The sequence below is a fragment of the Ruegeria sp. BB7 genome (genome assembly GCF_056539365.1).
The window spans coordinates 578564-596104 of the sequence record NZ_JBQFUV010000001.1 but is presented as its reverse complement, the minus strand read 5'-3'; the positions used below and the strand labels follow the sequence as shown (position 1 = coordinate 596104).

14 protein-coding genes and 1 tRNA gene are annotated in these 17541 nt (G+C 56.6%); 5 read left to right on the top strand and 10 right to left on the bottom strand.

The window, feature by feature from the left end; translation table 11 throughout:
• From tmk to ACR0D7_RS02905, 3 genes are read right to left on the bottom strand one after another with little or no spacing between them, the layout of a single operon-like run.
• Entirely contained in the window at positions 1-627 is a 627-nt protein-coding gene (gene tmk, locus ACR0D7_RS02915) for a dTMP kinase (protein WP_480677660.1), read from the bottom strand.
• The gene (locus tag ACR0D7_RS02910) at positions 624-1790 is read right to left on the bottom strand and encodes a D-alanyl-D-alanine carboxypeptidase family protein (protein WP_480677659.1); all 1167 of its coding nucleotides are present in this window, start codon (positions 1788-1790) and stop codon (positions 624-626) included. The genes tmk and ACR0D7_RS02910 overlap by 4 nt, the downstream gene beginning before the upstream one ends.
• Positions 1791-1807: 17 nt before the next feature.
• Positions 1808-2986 carry an SPOR domain-containing protein gene (locus tag ACR0D7_RS02905; RefSeq protein WP_480677658.1) on the bottom strand — a complete coding sequence of 393 codons (1179 nt, stop codon included), beginning with the start codon at positions 2984-2986 and terminating at the stop codon, positions 1808-1810.
• A gap of 202 nt (positions 2987-3188) precedes the next feature.
• Between ACR0D7_RS02905 and ACR0D7_RS02900 the strand changes: the two genes are divergently transcribed.
• A tRNA-Ser gene (locus ACR0D7_RS02900) sits at positions 3189-3278 on the top strand.
• A 701-nt stretch (positions 3279-3979) separates the two neighbouring features.
• Here the strand turns inward: ACR0D7_RS02900 and guaD are convergent.
• The 5 genes from guaD to xdhA form a co-directional block, all read right to left on the bottom strand.
• Positions 3980-5329 carry a guanine deaminase gene (gene guaD / locus ACR0D7_RS02895; RefSeq protein ID WP_480677657.1) on the bottom strand — a complete coding sequence of 450 codons (1350 nt, stop codon included), beginning with the start codon at positions 5327-5329 and terminating at the stop codon, positions 3980-3982.
• 64 nt (positions 5330-5393) lie between these two features.
• On the bottom strand, positions 5394-6995 hold the full coding sequence (locus ACR0D7_RS02890) for a xanthine/uracil/vitamin C permease (RefSeq protein WP_480677656.1): 1602 nt from the start codon (positions 6993-6995) through the stop codon (positions 5394-5396).
• Positions 6996-7038: 43 nt separating this feature from the next.
• Positions 7039-7917: a xanthine dehydrogenase accessory protein XdhC gene (xdhC, locus tag ACR0D7_RS02885; RefSeq protein WP_480677655.1), complete on the bottom strand. Its 879-nt coding sequence runs from the start codon at positions 7915-7917 to the stop codon at positions 7039-7041.
• 3 nt (positions 7918-7920) lie between these two features.
• On the bottom strand, positions 7921-10239 hold the full coding sequence (gene xdhB / locus ACR0D7_RS02880; RefSeq protein ID WP_480677654.1) for a xanthine dehydrogenase molybdopterin binding subunit: 2319 nt from the start codon (positions 10237-10239) through the stop codon (positions 7921-7923).
• Between the two features lie 15 nt (positions 10240-10254).
• Positions 10255-11718 (bottom strand): xanthine dehydrogenase small subunit, encoded by a 1464-nt coding sequence (gene xdhA / locus ACR0D7_RS02875; protein WP_480677653.1) that lies wholly within the window; start codon positions 11716-11718, stop codon positions 10255-10257.
• A gap of 155 nt (positions 11719-11873) precedes the next feature.
• Between xdhA and ACR0D7_RS02870 the strand changes: the two genes are divergently transcribed.
• A complete protein-coding gene (locus ACR0D7_RS02870) occupies positions 11874-12776 on the top strand; it encodes a LysR family transcriptional regulator (RefSeq protein WP_170381640.1) in 903 nt (300 codons plus the stop codon).
• A 63-nt stretch (positions 12777-12839) separates the two neighbouring features.
• On the opposite strand, the gene ACR0D7_RS02865 is transcribed toward ACR0D7_RS02870, so the two are convergent.
• Positions 12840-14072, bottom strand: a complete 1233-nt coding sequence (locus ACR0D7_RS02865) for a urate hydroxylase PuuD (protein ID WP_480677652.1) — start codon at positions 14070-14072, stop codon at positions 12840-12842.
• A gap of 101 nt (positions 14073-14173) precedes the next feature.
• Here ACR0D7_RS02865 and ACR0D7_RS02860 point away from each other — a divergent pair, with 101 nt between their 5' ends.
• Positions 14174-15094, top strand: a complete 921-nt coding sequence (locus ACR0D7_RS02860; RefSeq protein ID WP_480677651.1) for a LysR family transcriptional regulator — start codon at positions 14174-14176, stop codon at positions 15092-15094.
• 5 nt (positions 15095-15099) lie between these two features.
• Here ACR0D7_RS02860 and uraH read toward each other — a convergent pair whose 3' ends face one another.
• Complete coding sequence (gene uraH, locus ACR0D7_RS02855; protein ID WP_170569148.1) at positions 15100-15453, bottom strand: hydroxyisourate hydrolase; 354 nt, start codon at positions 15451-15453, stop codon at positions 15100-15102.
• Between the two features lie 146 nt (positions 15454-15599).
• Between uraH and puuE the strand changes: the two genes are divergently transcribed.
• Both puuE and ACR0D7_RS02845 read left to right on the top strand, forming a co-directional pair.
• Positions 15600-17012, top strand: a complete 1413-nt coding sequence (puuE, locus tag ACR0D7_RS02850; RefSeq protein WP_480677650.1) for an allantoinase PuuE — start codon at positions 15600-15602, stop codon at positions 17010-17012.
• On the top strand, positions 17009-17494 hold the full coding sequence (locus ACR0D7_RS02845; RefSeq protein WP_480677649.1) for an ureidoglycolate lyase: 486 nt from the start codon (positions 17009-17011) through the stop codon (positions 17492-17494). The genes puuE and ACR0D7_RS02845 overlap by 4 nt, the downstream gene beginning before the upstream one ends.
• The last annotated feature ends 47 nt before the right edge of the window (positions 17495-17541 follow it).

Below are 17541 nucleotides of genomic sequence, written 5' to 3'. Positions count from 1 at the left end.
CTATCGCAGTGCTTGCAGAACGATTTCTGTCACATCCTGTGCAACACTGTCCATGTCCCGGTTGCCATCAATCACGCGGAAGCGGTTGGAAAACTCGTCCGCCAGCGCCAGAAAACCAGCTCGCATCTTTTGCTGCAGGTCAATGCCGAAATCCTCAAAGCGTTCTTCAGTGCCCTGCCGACCCTTGGCACGAGAAAGGCCGGTTTGCGGATCCATGTCGATCAATAGCGTCAGATCGGGCTCGCGTCCGATCATGAGGGTGTGTAACTGATCGACCAAATCGCGCAGATTTCCACGAGACAGCCCCTGATACATTCGAGTGCTGTCAGCGAAGCGATCACAGATCACGACTTTGCCCGCGGCCAGCGCCGGTTCTATGGTGCGCTCCAGATGATCCCGCCGTGCGGCGGTGAACAGCAGCAGTTCCGACTCGGCGGACCAGCGATCAGGGTCGCCTTCCAGAACCAGACGTCGAATCTCTTCAGCCCCGGCTGAGCCGCCAGGTTCGCGGGTCAGGACGACGTCATGCCCCAGATCGCGCAAATGCTCGGCCAGCATGCGCGCCTGCGATGACTTGCCTGATCCGTCAATACCTTCGAAGGTCAGAAACAACCCAGTTCCCGTCACAGTGCATCCAGAGGGTTGCCGATCACATCGGTTAGAACAATACCGCCTACGGTCATCATGCGTACTACGAATCCTCCGGCGGGCACGGCTTCGGCAGCCAGCAGCGGGCGGCGGATTTCCGGCAGACCTTCCGGCTTGATCACCAGTTCAGCCAATTGCTGCCCCTTTTCGATCGGCGCGTTGACCGGACCGTCATAGACTACCTCAGCCTCGATATTCTTGTCGCCCAGAACCGGGAACAACAGCGATAGGTCCTCTTCGGGAACCAATCCCACGGTCTTTTGCGACCCCATCCAGACTTTGGCCTCGGCTATTGGCGTTTCCGGGTTGGCAACTGTCCTCTCGACAAAATTTCGAAACGACCAGTTAACCACGGCCTCAGCCTCCTCTGCCCGTTTTGCGGTACTATCGAGGCCAGTGAGAACGAAGATTACCCTGCGATCCCCTTGCTTGGCCGAGCCGACAAGGCCATATCCGGCCTCTTGCGTGTGGCCGGTTTTCAGGCCATCGGCACCTATCCCCAGTTTCAGCAGTGGGTTGCGGTTCCGCTTGTTCGAGGGCGCACGACCGTCGAATTCAAAAATTTCCTCGGCGAACAGGGGGTAATATTCCGGGAAATCCGCGATCAAGCGATCCGCCAATACCGCAAGGTCGTGCACCGACATCATATGTCCCGCAGCGGGCCAGCCGTTGGAGTTGGCAAAGTTCGAATTGTCCATACCCATCTGTTCGGCGCGCTGGGTCATGTACCGGGCGAATCCGGCCTCGGTTCCATCCGGGCTGAGCGCTTCGGCGATCACAACGCAGGCATCATTGCCAGACAGAACGATAATGCCACGCAGCAGATCTTCGACCCGGACGCGGTCCTGTGTGTTCAGGAACATGGTTGAGCCACCATAACTCATCGCGTGTTCCGACACGGGCAGGGTTTCGTCCAGTGTCAGTCGGCCATCGCGCAGCGCTTCGAACGCAACATAGAGCGTCATCAGCTTGGACATCGATGCGGGCGGCAAGGGCTGATCGGCCTCTTTGGACAGTAGAACTGTACCGGTCGTCTGGTCGATCACGTAAGCCGCGCGGGCGGTTGTATCAAAGGCGTGGGCGGGCAGCGCAAACAACGCCAGCCCGAGGGTCAAAACAGATGATCGCAGTGAGGACAGCAACTGGGGCCTCCTTTGTTTCAGTTTTTGACGGTAAACGCGTCAGTAAAGCCAAGATCTTTGGCGTCGGCCTGCATCGCGTTGCGCTCTGCTCGATTGGCTGCGGGACCAACCAGCACACGCCAGACCGTCTTGTCGCCGGTCTTAAGTTCGCGGACGCGCGCAGGCATTCCGTTTCGTTCAATTTTTGACGCCGCGCTTTTGGCATTGGCCTCGACATTGAAGGTTCCAACCTGAACAAACGGTTTGGTCAGAGACTTGGCCGGCGTTTCTGCGGCGGCGGTGTTTGCACTGACCGGAGTGGGTTCTGATGCCTCAATGGCGGCTGCGGCCCCTTCAATGGGGTCTAAAGGCGTTTCTGTGATTTCGTCAGGGTCTTTCTTCTGCCACCATTTTCGTTTCTCGGGCTTGTCCTCTGGCGGTGTCACCTCAGGATCCGACAGGGCGGCTGTCGCGGGCGTCTCGGTTGCGGTTTCAACAACCTCTTCAGGTGCTGCAGTCCCGGCCTCGGTTGTGGTCTCACTTGCCGTCGCGGCTACTGCTCCTGCTACGCCCGCCGCTGCAACCGTTTCTTTCTTCTGCCACCACTTGCGCTTGTTTGGCTTGTCCTCTTCGGCTGACGCGGTATCGACCGCGTTCTTCTGCGGCTTGGTTTCTTCTTTCTTGGGCGCACTGTCAGCGGTCTGAGGTTCAACAACCTCTACCGGTTCTTCTACTTTCTTCTCCACCGGTTTACGCCGCAGGGCGATGACCTCGACCTTGGTGGGTGAGCCCGCAAGGATACCCAACTTTTCCGCGGCTGCGGATGAAAGTTGCAGAGCTGGCCCCGGAAGGTGTCTTTCCCGCCGGAACAAAGCGCCGGTAATGGATTTGTTGTTCGTCGTATTCTTAATGACAACACGCTCGGGCTGCGTCACATCCGGGTGGGCCACCCAAATACCCCCCAGCGACGGGCGTCCGTCCCAAAGGCCAGCCTCGGTCACATTGAAAACATCTGGTGCCTCGACGGTTTTGTCGGATGCTGACGGGGCTGTTGCGAACAGTTCAACCGGGTCATTTGTTTGTGAGTCTTCACTTTGGACCTCTATCGAGGCGCCATCTGTCGACAAACTCTCATCACAACTTGCCAGCACCGCCAGCGTCACGGCCAACACCGCTGCTGATCGCGGTTTTACACGTATCTCAGTCGCTCGCTTCATTTTGTCATCCCTTGCCTGAAGGGGTCTCGTTTCCTGAACCCCACCGTTCGTCGCCGGTTCTGTGTTGCCGGTCTGTTACGGTCCTCACGCAAAGCATAACGGGGGTAGGGTGTCATGGAAAGACCACTGCGCACGCATAGGCGAGTTTTCCCTATTTGGCTCTTGCCACCGTTTCCAGTTGGCCTTAGACCCGGCATCACGCGGGGAGGTGGCAGAGTGGTCGAATGCGGCGGTCTTGAAAACCGTTGAACGTGAGAGCGTTCCCAGGGTTCGAATCCCTGTCTCCCCGCCACCTAAGCCAATCTCATTTCATGAGTGTTTTCTGTCCTGGAATTGCGCGGCAATTCCTGTTGGTTCCGATTCTGATCCGGTCAAAATAAGCTGGGTAGAGGCGGGCAGGTTGCCCACAAATCGAGTCGAGCCCCCTCATCTGCCATTTCAACGTCGCGATCGGGTGATGCAGCGCTTTAGGCCCATGCCAAGTTTGCGGAAGCTGGCCGCTGCTGTTTTCTATCTATGACCACTTCAACCAGAAGCGATCTTTTACCCGCCTAGCTGAGGCTGATTCGAAACCGTCTGGCAGCACCGGCAGTGCCCGACGACAGCGGGCTAGTATGTTCGAACTTCGAACCGCGACAGATTATTTGAGGCAATGCGAAAAATATGGGCGCAAACACATTGCCATCCCCGGTTTACGTGCTGCCCTGGAGGCGGTCACAGGAGGAGAGCACACACTCGACGTGAGTGATGCCCTCGAATTACTTGGTGACACCATCGCTGGCTAACCTCCCGAGTTTCACGGTAGCGCTTGGAAAAATGAGTGCTGCTATGAAGAGTAGTTTTAGCTCTAGTCTAGTTCAGAAATCGAAGGCCAGATTTGTTGCGCATTGAGGTTAGTCTGGCACTTGGCTGTGAACACCCTGTTTGCGCAACAAATGCGACTTCTCTGTACTTTCCAAACGTTGGACCGAACTGTGCTTCCTCTACTGCATGTCACGTCCGCGTCATGGCCGGAGTATTTGCGAAGCTCTCGTTCGGCACATTTGGTCGGGTTCCGGTGCTTGGCGCTCCTGAGATGTAGACTTCCTCAATCGCGCGGTCATCCCCCATCATCTGCAAAACAAATAACTCTTCTGCAAGACTATCCACGCGGTCCATGCGCAAGGCCATGGCAGGAGTGCTGCGTGCGTTTAGAACGACGATATCTGCCTCGGTTCCGGGGCTCAGGTTTCCGATTTTATCCTCCAACCCAAGAACGCTTGCATTGCCGAGTGTCGCCCAATGGAAGGCCTGAAGGGGATGCAGGGAAAGTCCCTGTAATTGCAGGATTTTGTAGCCCTCGTTGAGAGTTTGGAGCATCGAATAACTTGTGCCAGCGCCAACATCTGTTGCGATGCCGTTAGAGATACCGCGCGTTTTCAACCCTCCATGGTCAAAAAGACCACTGCCAAGGAACAGGTTTGAGGTTGGGCAGAATACGGGGTGCGCACCGGTTTCCGCGAGCGCGTCTATTTCGCGCGCCTCCAGGTGGATGGAGTGACCAAGAAGCGTTTTCTGCGACAGCAAACCATAGGACTGGTAGACATCCAGATAGTCGCGCGCCTGCGGGTAAAGCTGCTTTGTGTAGGCGATCTCATCTTTGTTTTCGGACAGATGAGTCTGAATGTGGCAGTCGGGATGTTCTTGCGCCAACACCTGCGCCATCGCCATTTGTTCGGGCGAGGACGTGATCGCAAAACGGGGTGTGATGACATAACCATTGCGGCCCTTGCCGTGCCAATCCGCGATCAGGGCCTTGGTGTCATCGTACCCTGTTTGCGGAGTGTCCTGCAGGCCTTCGGGCGCATTGCGGTCCATCAGGACCTTGCCGCCAAGCATGCGCATGTTTCGTCTGGTCGCTTCGGTAAAAAAGGCGTCCGCCGACGTCTTGTGGACCGAGCAATAGGCAACCGCAGTCGTCGTGCCGTGTGTGACAAGTTGATCGAAAAACGCGCGTGCCATAAGTGCACTGTGCTCGTCCGAGGCAAATCGGGTTTCTTCCGGGAAGGTGTAGTTGTTGAGCCAGTCCAAAAGCTGCGCGCCCCACGAGGCGATCACCTGCACTTGCGGGAAGTGAATGTGTGTGTCGATGAAGCCGGCCATCATAAGGTGGGGGCGATGGTCTGTCACCGGCAAATTCCCAGCTTTCGCGCTGATCTCGGTGAAGGGGCCGGTGTCTTGGATGATCCCGTCCTGTATCAGCAGGGCGCCGTCTTCAAGATAAGTATAAGCGCCGGTGTCTTCGCCGTTTTGGGGCTCGCGATTAAAGGTCAGCAGACGACCGCGCAGCAATCTCTGTGTCATGGAATGTCTCGTATGTCGTGGGAAAACGGATAGAGGGGCAGCCCTGTGGCTGCCCCGCCATGGTTCAGGCCTGTTGCGCAGGTGTGTCGTCGTCGATCAGATCGGGCTCATCCGGTACGATGACGCGATGCTCCAGGTCCTCTTTGGGCGCGAACATCGGGTAAACGTAGAGGAACGCGCCAATGATCAGGTAGCCGATGGTGATTCCGTCGAACTGAGGCATCTGCAGTGTGTAGGAGTGAATGATCCCTACGGCAGACATCAGCCCGCCAGCGGCAGCAAACGCCCCTGCCATCCGGAAACGGCCGTCAATCACGTCAGCCACGATTGCACCCCAGACCAGACCGGTGATGATCGCGCCTTGGCTCAGCGCCAGGTGTCCTTCGTAGTGAGCACCTTCCATCAGTAGAGCTGCGGTCAGGCCTTCGTCACCCAGCGAGGGCAAGCCTTCTACACCGGTGCTACGCAACGCGTTCATCAATGATCCCCACTTGACCATCAGGAAGGCCGAGATGTGGGGCAGGATAGCAAAGGATACTGCAGCCATGTGCATCGGTTTCACAGCCCAGGCCGTATTGGTGATCAGGCTGACCGAGACAAAGACCAGTACAGGTGCCGCTGCAGCAATCGGGATCAGGCCAGCAAGGAATGACAGGAAGCCCAGGAACGCAGCCGCGGCGATCACGACGGCGACGCCGACGATGTAACCTGCATGCGCATCAAGCCGTTTGTAAGCTGGATGACCGATGTAAACCGTGGTTGGGAAGGGCGATCCAAACAGCGCGCCCAGCATCGTGCCCGCGCCATCTGTGACCTGGCACAGTCCGACCGGGTAGTGGTCACCTGCGGCCTCGGCCGACTCCACATTGTTCATCGTTTCGATGAAGTTGTAGATTTGCACAGGGATCAGCACCAGAAACAGTTCGGGGTTTGCGAACAGGTACTGCACACCGGCAATGAGGTCGCCGATATAGGGGATCGGCGGATAGAAACCGATGCCGCTCACGTCGATCTTCGATTCACCAAGGATAAGAGCGATTACCGTACCGGCAGCAATCGCAACCAGACCTGCAGGGACGTTGCGCGGGAGGCGGAAACGACCGATCAGGCCCCAGAGTATGAACAGCAGCGAGGTAAAACCGATGATGGGGTTTTCGAAAACTTCGGCCAGCGGCACGGAACCGATGAAGACCAAGGCGATGCCACAAAGCGTGCCCAGCATCCCGGCGCGGGGCGTGATCCGCTTGAGGTATGGCCCAACGATGGCGCCCAAGGCCGCAACGATGCCGCCCATGAACCCGGCTCCGATGCCCACTTGCCATGCAAGCATCGGGTCATTGGTTGCCCAATAGATCGGTCCGATAACGCCAAACAGGTAGACGAACATAACCGGGGTCGAGATGCCGTAAGGCAACGCGGTTACATCTTTACCTTGAGCAGTAGCGGCCCATTTGGCGAGGTATGTGTAGACGGCGACACCGGCCAAAATCGCGACGGCGGCACCGGGAACGATGCGGCCAAAGACGATTTCTGCAGGCATCTGAAACACGAACTGACAGACACCTGACAGGATCAGCAAATTTACTAGGTTGTCGGTAAACAGCGCCCAGAAAGCGCTGAAATCGCTGCGGGTAAACAGCTTGTAGTCGTAGGTCCTCCCGTCCATGACGGTCTCCTCCTCTGATGTGACCGGAATTGCCCGACTGATGTCAGGCCGATCTCCCTTTCCGGTCGTGATGGTGGCCCTCCAGGGGCGCCTGGTTTGCCCCGATCGGGGCGGTCGCGGCAGTTTCAGAGGTCAATTCAGCCATCACCTCGGCCACCACGAAGGCGGCGATGACGCTGGGCCGCTTGTCGCGGCTACCGCTAGCCCCGATGGGGCAATTCAAATGTTCGATTGACTGTCCGTCGCAGTTCTTGTGCGCCCAGTTTCTGAGCTTGACCCGCTTGGTGGCGGATCCGATCATCCCCACATATGCGGCGTCCTGACGTTCCAGTGCTGCGGATGTCAGCAAGAAATCAAGCCCATGATCATGGGTCAGAACGATAAAGGCGCTGCCCGCAGGCGCACTCCAGATGTCGGCCTCAGGAATTGCGCTCACTCGGGTTTCGACATTTGCAGTGCAAAGTTCGACTTCCTCGGGTCGGGTATCAACAAGGATGCAGCGCACTGGCAGATGCTGAAGCTGATTGGCCAAAGCGCGCCCCACGTGGCCCGCGCCCATCACATAGACATGCGGCAACGCTTCCTCGCGCCGGGTCGCACGTTCTGTTGCGGCCCATTTGTCTGACACTCGCATACGGGTCAGTTTCAACTCAACGCGACCACCGCAGCATTGCCCGATTTCAGGGCCAAGAGGCACATCCAGATCTTGATGCAGTACCCCATCGCGCAGCATGTCCCGCGCGGCGTTGATGGCCATGAACTCCAATTGGCCACCACCGATGGTTCCCCACAGCGCCCCGGATGCCACGAACATCTCTGTCCCCTCATTGCGCGGAGAAGACCCGCGCACACGCGTAAGGGCGACTTGGATAACGCAACGCTGAGCGGACAGAAATTCGTTCAGAGAACCCACGGTAGCCATGGCTCAGGAACCTTTTTGCAGCCGTGACACGGCCATCAGGACACGTTCGGGCGTGGCTGGCGCGTCAAGGCGCGGGTATTCCCGATAGTCGGCGACAGACGCCACAGCCATCGACAGCGCCTCGAGCACCGAAATGCCTAGCATGAACGGCGGCTCGCCAACCGCTTTGGACCGTTTGATCGTCAACTCGCGGTTTTCCGACCAATCGGCGAGGTTCACATTGAAGATTCGCGGGCGGTCCGACGCGAGCGGGATCTTGTAGGTGGACGGCGCATGAGTGCGCAGCCGACCGGCATCATCCCACCAAAGCTCTTCGGTGGTCAGCCATCCCATGCCCTGAATAAACGCGCCTTCGACCTGCCCCTTGTCGAGCACAGGGTTCAACGAGCGCCCGACATCGTGCAGCACATCTGTACGGTCGACGCGGTACTCACCAGTCAGGGTGTCAATCGTCACCTCGGAGCATGACGCACCATAAGCGTAGTAGTAGAACGGGCGGCCTTGCCCCTTTGCGCGATCCCAGTGGATTTTCGGCGTTTTGTAGAACCCGGCTGCCGACAGCTGCACACGCGCCAGATAGGCTTGCTTGATAAATGCATCGAACGGCAGAACCTCTTGGCCGATATGCACCTGATTGGCGTGAAAGGTCACGTCTTCGGGGGCGACATTCCAAGTCTCGGCTGCGAATTTGACCAAGCGTTCCTTGATTTGCTCGACGGCGTTCAGCGCCGCCATGCCATTCAGATCGGTTCCGCTGGAGGCCGCAGTGGCTGAGGTATTTGGAACCTTCTCCGTCGTCGTCTTGGTAATCTTGATCCGGCTGAAATCAACCTGAAAAGCCTCGGCCACGACCTGCGCAACCTTGGTGTTGAGGCCTTGCCCCATTTCAGTGCCGCCGTGGTTCAGGTGGATCGAACCATCATTGTAGACATGCACCAGCGCACCAGCCTGATTGTACCAGGTCGCGGTGAAGGAAATACCGAACTTGACGGGTGTAAGCGCGATGCCTTTTTTCAGGATCGGCGATGTCTTGTTGAACTCAATGATGTCCTGACGGCGCTTGCGGTATTCGGACGTCTCTTCCAGCTCTCCGACCAGTCGGTCGAGAATGCTGTCTTCGACCTCCTGATGATACGGAGTTATGTTGCGGTCCGTGGTACCGTAGAAATTGGTCTTGCGCACATCCAGCGGGTCCTGCCCCGTGGCATAGGCAATCTCTTCGATCATCCGTTCTGCGGCGATCACGCCTTGCGGCCCGCCAAACCCACGGAACGCAGTGTTCGACACGGTGTTGGTTTTCATAGGATGGCTGTTCAGGCGCACATTCGGATAGAAATAGGCGTTGTCCGCATGGAAAAGCGCCCGGTCGGTCACGGGGCCGGACAGGTCCGCCGAGAACCCGCAGCGTGCGGCAAAGCTGCCTTCAACGGCCTGAATGCGGCCATCGTGGTCAAAGGCAACATCATAATCGATCACAAAGTCATGACGTTTGCCGGTTGCCGTCATGTCCTGATCCCGGTCGGGGCGGATTTTCACGGCGCGGTTCCACTTTTTGGCAGCCATGGCGGCAACGGCGCAGAAGAGGTTCATCTGGCTTTCTTTACCGCCAAATCCGCCACCCATGCGGCGCACGTTGACCACAACGGCATTGGAGGGCACCCCAAGAACATGCGCCACCATATGCTGCGCCTCGGATGGGTGTTGGGTCGAGCAATGCACGACCACATCGTCGTCTTCGCCCGGAATGGCAAAGGCGATGTGACCTTCAAGGTACATGTGATCCTGACCGCCGACATTCATACGGCCTTTGATCCGGTTGGGTGCAGTTGCCTGCGCCGGGCCAACGTCACCGCGCTCCAGTTTGAGCGGCGCAGTGACATGCGGGTATCCAGCTTCCTGCGCGGCAATCGGGTCCAGCGCGTGGGGCAGGGTTTCGTATTCGATCTTTGCCAGTTCTGCAGCCCGGCGCGCAATGTCGCGGCTTTCGGCAACCACGGCAAACAGAGGTTGGCCGTGAAACTGAATGGCATCGGTCGGGAAAACCGGTTCGTCATTCAGGTGGGTTGGGCTGATGTCATTGACCCCCGGCACGTCATCCGCCGTCAGCACGCCGATGACACCCGGTGTGGCCAGAACATCGGAGAAATCAATGCCCAAAAGCTTGGCATGAGCAACGTCAGAGACGCCGAGATAGGCGTGCAGCGTGCCTTCGGGCTGAGCAATATCGTCGGTATAATCGGCTCGCCCGGTGACATGCTTGATCGCACTGTCGTGGTTCACGTTGGTGTGGGCTGATCCAATAATGGAAACGTTATCTTTCATTTTCTCGTCTCCTTGTTAGGCGCAAGCCAGTTGAACGGGGGTGTCAGTTTGGGCGTCGTTTTCAAGGAAGAACCGACGTAGCAGGTTCTGGGCACTCAGCATCCGGTAGTCAGATGAGGCACGCCAATCGGTCAGGGGCGCGAAGTCCTGCGCCAGCGCTTCGGCAGCGGCTTCGAAGCTTTCACTCGCCCAGGGTTGGCCGTTCAAAGCCGCTTCGGCAGCGGCAGCACGTTTGGGCGTGGCAGCCATGCCGCCGAAAGCGATGCGCGTATTGCTGATGGTGCCGTCTGTGACAGTCATGTGGATACCGGCAGCCACGGAGGAGATGTCCTCGTCACGACGCTTGGAAATCTTGTAAGCCGCGTCCAGATCGTTGGGTCCGGGCAGGGGCACATGAATGCTGGCGACAAACTCATCGGGTTGGCGGTCTTGCTTGCCATAGTCGATGAAGAAATCAGCCAGAGGCAGTGTCCGGCTTTCGGATCCACGCCGCAACGTGATTTCCGCACCAAGCGCGATCAGAACCGGCGGCGTATCCCCGATGGGGGAGCCGTTGGCGATATTCCCGCCAACTGTTCCCATATTCCGCACCTGCCACCCTGCGATGCGATCCCAGTAGGAGGACAGGTGTGGCAAGTGCTCTGACAGGAGTTCCTGGCAATCGGTGTAGCTGGCGCCAGCACCGATCAGGAGGAGGGAACCCTGTCTTTCGACTGTTTTCAGGTCTTCGAGATGACCGGTGAAGATGGCTGGCCCAATGTTGCGCAGGAATTTAGTGACCCAAAGGCCCACATCCGTGGCCCCCGCCACGATTGTGGCCTTGGGGTAGGTCTGCAGGCACTCGGCAAAATCATCAACGCTGGAGGGGATGATGCTCAGATTGTCCTCTGGTCCGGACACCACGCGTCGCCCGTCTTTGAGGGCAGCCAGACGCGCGGTCATGGCTTCTCGTTCCGTGTTCAGATGGTCCGACGCCGGAGTTCCATAGCGGCTGACGGCAACGGCGGCACGGATGATTGGCTCATATCCGGTGCAGCGGCACAAGTTTCCCTGCAGCGCAGTTTCGACCTGTCCTTCGGTTGGTTCTGGGGTTTGCATCCACAGCGCATACAGCGCCATGACGAAGCCCGGTGTGCAGAACCCGCACTGGCTGCCGTGATGATCGATCATTGCCTGCTGAACCGGGTGCAGACGACCGTCTGGACCTGACAGGTGTTCCACCGTCACGACGTGACAACCATCAACAGAGGCAAGAAACCGGATACAGGCATTTACCGGAACATAGGTCAGACCCGCGCTGCCAAGCCGCCCTACAAGTACGGTGCACGCACCGCAGTCTCCCTCGGCGCAGCCTTCCTTTGTGCCAGTCAGTCGGCGTTCCAGTCGCAGAAAGTCCAGAAGCGTCTGGTCTGCCGATACGCTTGGGACGGACACGTCCTTGCCGTTGAGGACAAACTGGATGTCGGTGCGATGCGTCATGATATTCTCCCTCTACCCCTGCCTTCCGGCGGGTGATCGGGGAGACCATAGAAGCAACGATTGAGTCTTAAAATTGCTGGAAACGACAAATACTTTCAACAGATCGTTGAAAAAGGAAATGACTTGGCGCAGTCTTTCCCCATCGGGAGGATCAAATGTCGTACATCGAAAGTCTGCGTGTCTTCGTCAGAGTGATGGAGCTGGGCAGTATCACGTCCGGCGGGCGCGACCTGCGGTTGACCCCGGCCGTGGCCAGCAAACGGTTGAAAGAACTTGAGAACCATTTGGGCGTGCGGCTGTTCAATAGAACGACCCGGTCGATGACTCCGACCGAAGTCGGGACGGTTTTTTATGATGAAGCTAAAGCCGTCTTGCTGGCGCTTGATCACGCCGAAGCGCGTGTCGCCAGCTTTTCCGACGCCCCCCGAGGTGCCATTCGTATCACCGCGCCGCTGGGTGTCGGGCGCAGAATAGTTGCGCCTCTGGTCCCGGATTTCTCGGATCTTTACCCGGAAACAGAGATTCGGATGCGCCTGTCCGACCGCAAGGTGGACATATTGGCTGATGGTTTAGACATCGCATTTTTCATTGGTGAGCCCAGCGACTCCACGATGAAACTGCGGAAGTTCGCAGATTGTGATCGTATTTTATGTGCCTCGCCCGATTACTTATCAAAGTTTGGTACACCCAAGACACCAGACGACCTGTTGTATGCGCCCCACAACTGCCTTTTGTTGCGTTATCCAAGGTCTCCGGAATATTTCTGGACCCTCCGAACCGATATGGGCCCACGAAAACTCGAGGTTCGCGGCAAATACGATGCAGATGATGGAGATGTGCTGACCGACTGGGCCTTGGCAGGCAAGGGAGTCGTCAACAAGCCGCGCTTTGACGTGCGGGAATATCTCGACGATGGTCGATTGGTGGAGGTCCTACCAGAGACGCCACCTTTGCCGACAATTTTCGGATGTCTCTATCCACACAAAAAACTTCAGGACCCCAAGGTGCGTCTTTTCGTGGAACATATTGCGCAACACAGCAAACGGTTCTTTGCGTAGCTTCTAATCACAAAAAAACTGGGCCAGAAAACCCAGTTTTGTCATTTCTCGGATATGAGGCGTCTACTGATCTCTGACTTCCCGCACCCAGGCGATGATTGTCTGACGTGCTTCTTCGTCCATCTGAACCGCTGATGGCGGAGGCATTGCATGGCTGATCCCCGCCTGCAGATAGATTTGGTCGGCCTGTCGGGCCACATCACCGGGTGTTTCAAGGTAAACCTTTTTTGGGGCCCATTTCATGGTTCCATACACCGGCTCGCGGGCATGGCACATTGAACAATTGCCCAAGACTGTGTCGTAAGCTTCTTCGAACCCCGCGGCTGACGCATATTTCTGCTCATATGGCGTCAGATCACGTGCTTCGGCGTCTTCCCACGTTTCACCGTTTCTTACCGAAGACAGCCAGGCGATTACGACCATAAGCAGAACCGTGACAGCCCAGGTCCAGTGCGGGCCCTTCCCGGTTGCGTGCATAGTGTTGAAGTAGTGACGGATGGTGACGCCAGTCAGGAAGATCAGGCTGGCGATGATCCACGAATACTCGGTGCCGAAAGCCAGCGGATAGTGGTTCGACAGCATCAGGAACACGACCGGCAAGGTCAGATAGTTGTTATGCGTGGAGCGTACCTTGGCGATCTTGCCGTATTTGGCGTCAGGTGTCCGACCGGCCTTGAGGTCTTCGACCACGATCCGCTGGTTTGGCATGATCTGGAAAAACACATTGGCCGTCATGATTGTTGCGGTGAACGCACCAAGATGCAAAAGCGCGGCACGGCCAGTGAATATCTGGTTGTAGCCCCAGGACATGATCACGAGGATTAAGAACAACAGCAGCATCAGAACAGTCGGGTGATCGCTCAGCTTCGATTTGCACATCTGATCGTAGAGCAGCCAACCAATCGTCAGCGATCCGCCTGAGATCAGAATCCCCTGCCACAGCGCCAGGTCCGCTTTGGTCGGATCAAGCAGGAACAACTCGCCGCCGACCCAATAGATGATCATGAGCAAGGCCGCACCTGAGAGCCACGTCGTATAGCTTTGCCATTTGTGCCAGGTCAGATGTTCAGGCATCCGGGCAGGCGCCACCAGATATTTGACGGTGTGGTAGAAACCGCCCCCATGTACTTCCCATTCTTCACCGTAGGCCCCGTCCGGCAGAGCGGGGTTCGGCTTTAGCATGAGGTCCAGCGCGATAAAGTAGAATGATGCCCCAATCCACGCCATTGCGGTGATTACGTGCAGCCAGCGGACGGAAAATGCGATCCATTCCCACATTACGGCAAGGTCATACATGGCTTTGCTCCCAAGATTCTTTAGTTCCGGCAACTCTATGCTAGACTGTTTTATTCTGGTATTGCTGGTAAAGACCAAGCAGTATCAAAAAATGCAAAAAAATGTCTTACCTTGATAACATCAGAACTTTTGTCCGGGTCTACGAGTTGGGCAGCATGTCTGCTGCAGGCCGCGACCTTAGGGTTTCACCGGCTGTAACGTCGGCCCGAATATCGCAACTGGAAGAGCATCTTGGAGTGCGGCTGTTTCAGCGTACAACACGCAGCCTAACGCCGACCGAGCAGGGAAAATCTTTTTATCGCGGGGCGGCAGAGATACTTGAAGCGGTCGATCGCGCTGAAGCTCAAATCGTCAATATTACAGAGAACCTGAAAGGGTCACTATACGTGGCAGCGCCATTGGGCGTTGGGCGAAGATTGATAGCGCCGCAGGTGCCAAAGTTTCTTGCTGAGTACCCCGAAGTGAATGTCAGGCTAAGGCTGACGGACCGAAAGGTGGATCTAACCACTGAAGGCTTGGACTTGGCGTTTTTTCTTGGTCAACCAGAGGACAGCAATCTGCGTATCCGCAAGATTGCTGATGTTGAAAGAGTTCTTTGCGCATCTCCGAAATACATAAAAAAACGTGGGAAGCCCGAAAGCGGCGATGATCTTATCGCCGATCAGCACGAATGCCTCAATTTGCGGTTTCCGGGTGCGACCGAGTTTCAATGGCTCCTGAGAACTGATGAGGGACCGAAACGGTTCCGCGTTTCTGGACGTTACGAGTCAGACGATGGCGACGTATTGACGGATTGGGCGCTTGCCGGTCACGGTATCGCGTTAAAACCGATATTTGAGATCGCTCAGCATCTGAACGCCGGAGATTTGGTTCCAGTAGCAGTAAAAACGCCGCCGGAACCAATTCAGATGGCGTGCCTGTTTACGCACCGTCGGATGCAGGACCCCAAAACACGACTTTTCATGGAGTTCATAATAGAACGCATTGGATCATCGATTGCCGCATCAAATACGCCTCGATAGGCCGCTCAGCTACCGCGATAAGTCGAGTATCCAAAAGGCGATAGAAGCAGCGGCACGTGGTAATGCGAGTGTTCGGACATCCCAAAGCGGATCGGTATCACGTTCAGAAAACGTGGGTCCTCAGGCGGGGTGCCAGAGGCATCGAGGTACTCTCCGGCGTAGAAGATTAGTTCGTATTCACCGGTTGAAAACTCGGCCTCGGGCAAAATCTGTTCGTCCGTCCTGCCATCGTCATTGGTGGTCAGAGTTTTCAGCAAAGTGCGTTCCGTACCCTCAATCCGAAACAGTTCGACTTTCAATCCTTCGGCGGGACAACCCCGCGCCGTGTCCAGAACATGTGTTGTAAGGTAACCGGTCATTTGTGCTACTCCTCAAGTTATTCAGTTACTAATCTGTTTTCTTCTCAGGTGGCAAAGGCTGTCTATTCGAAGCTGCTTTCTGTATTTTTTGAAAAACATCTCAAATTATCTGGGGTATTGATCAAAAGAAGAAAAAGGAAATTGATGTGACGCGTTATCCACGAGATATGACCGGCTACGGTAAAGAAGTACCGAAAGCAAACTGGCCAAATGATGCCAAAATAGCGATTCAGATCGTACTGAATTATGAAGAGGGCGGCGAAAACAACGTTCTGCACGGTGATGCGGCATCCGAAGCGTTTCTGTCCGAGATTACCGGAGCGGCCCCTTGGCCAGGGCAAAGACACTGGAACATGGAGTCGATCTACGAATATGGCAGCCGCGCCGGGTTCTGGCGGGTGCATCAGATCCTGCAGGGCCTGCCCATCACCGTTTATGGTGTCGCCACCGCTTTGGCCCGTGCACCGGCACAGGTTGCTGCGATGAAACATGCCGGTTGGGAGATTGCCAGCCACGGGTTGAAATGGATTGAACACAAGGACATGGACGCAGAAGAAGAGCGCGCCCAGATTCGTGAAGCAATCCGGTTGCACGCCGAGGTCACGGGCCAGCCGCCGCGCGGTTGGTACACGGGGCGCTGTTCTATGAATACGGTCGATCTGGCCGCTGAGGTAGGCAACTTTGCCTATATTGCCGACAGCTACGCTGATGATTTGCCTTACTGGACCAAGGCCGGGGGCAAGGATCAACTAATCATGCCTTACACCCTGGATTGCAATGATATGCGCTTTGCGATTCAGGCCGGATTTACCAATGGCGACCAGTTCGAGAGCTATCTGAAAGACAGCTTTGATATGCTCTATGCCGAAGGCGAGGCGGGCGCGCCGAAGATGCTCTCAATTGGTTTGCACTGCCGGTTGATTGGCCGACCTGGCCGCGCAATGGCGCTGAAACGTGCGTTGGAGCATTTCATGAAACATGACGGTGTCTGGTTTGCCACACGCGAACAGATTGCGGACCACTGGGCAAATGAGCACCCACCGAAGCAAGGCTTAACCCCTTCAGAAATGGATCAGCCAACCTTTGTGTCTGAATTTGGCGGTGTGTTCGAACACAGCCCATGGATTGCCGAAGGTGCTTTCGCTCTGGAGCTGGGCCCGACGCATGACAATGCTGCAGGTGTTCACAATGCGCTGGCGCGGGTGTTCCGATCTGCAACTGCGGAACAACGCCTCGGCGTCCTGACGGCCCACCCGGATTTGGCGGGCAAGCTTGCGGCAGCAGGTCGCCTGACCAAGGAAAGTACCGCTGAGCAGGCCGGGGCTGGTCTGGATATGTTGACCGATGAAGAGCGCGCAACATTCACGGCGCTGAACGAAGCCTACACCTCCAAATTCGGCTTTCCCTTCATCATAGCGGTCAAGGACAATACGAAGGCCAGCATTCTGGAAGCCTTTCACCGCCGCATTGATAGCGACCGCGACACCGAATTTGCCGAGGCCTGCCGACAGGTTGAGCGGATAGCAGAACTGCGCCTGATCGAGAAGTTCTCTGAATGACAACCGCCTTGAAACTCCAGCCCCTGACATCAGAGGCTTTTTCACCATTTGGAGATGTCATCGAGGTGGCGGGCCAAGTGGATAAATTCATCAATCAGGGTAAGTGTGCGCGGTACCACGATCGGGCCACTTTGGATTTCAACGACGGGCGCGCCGGGATCAGCGTGTTTCAGTCCGAAGCCTTTAGCCTTCCGATCAAACTGGAAATGGTCGAGCGCCACCCAGATGGCAGTCAGGCGTTTCTACCACTTTCAGACAAGCCCTTTATTGTGGTGGTTGCGCCAGACGAAAGTGGGAAACCGGGTCAGCCCATCGCTTTCAAAACAGTGCCCGGGCAGGGCGTGAATTATCATCGCAACACTTGGCATGGCGTACTAACGCCGCTTCATGCACCCGGACTTTTTGCGGTGGTCGACCGAATTGGAACCGGGCCCAACCTCGAAGAGCATTGGTTCGAGGAGGCTTTTACAATCACGGAGTGAGGTTCGTGGCCGGAAGAGGAGCCGGTTTGCGAACTTCTAGGGAGGAA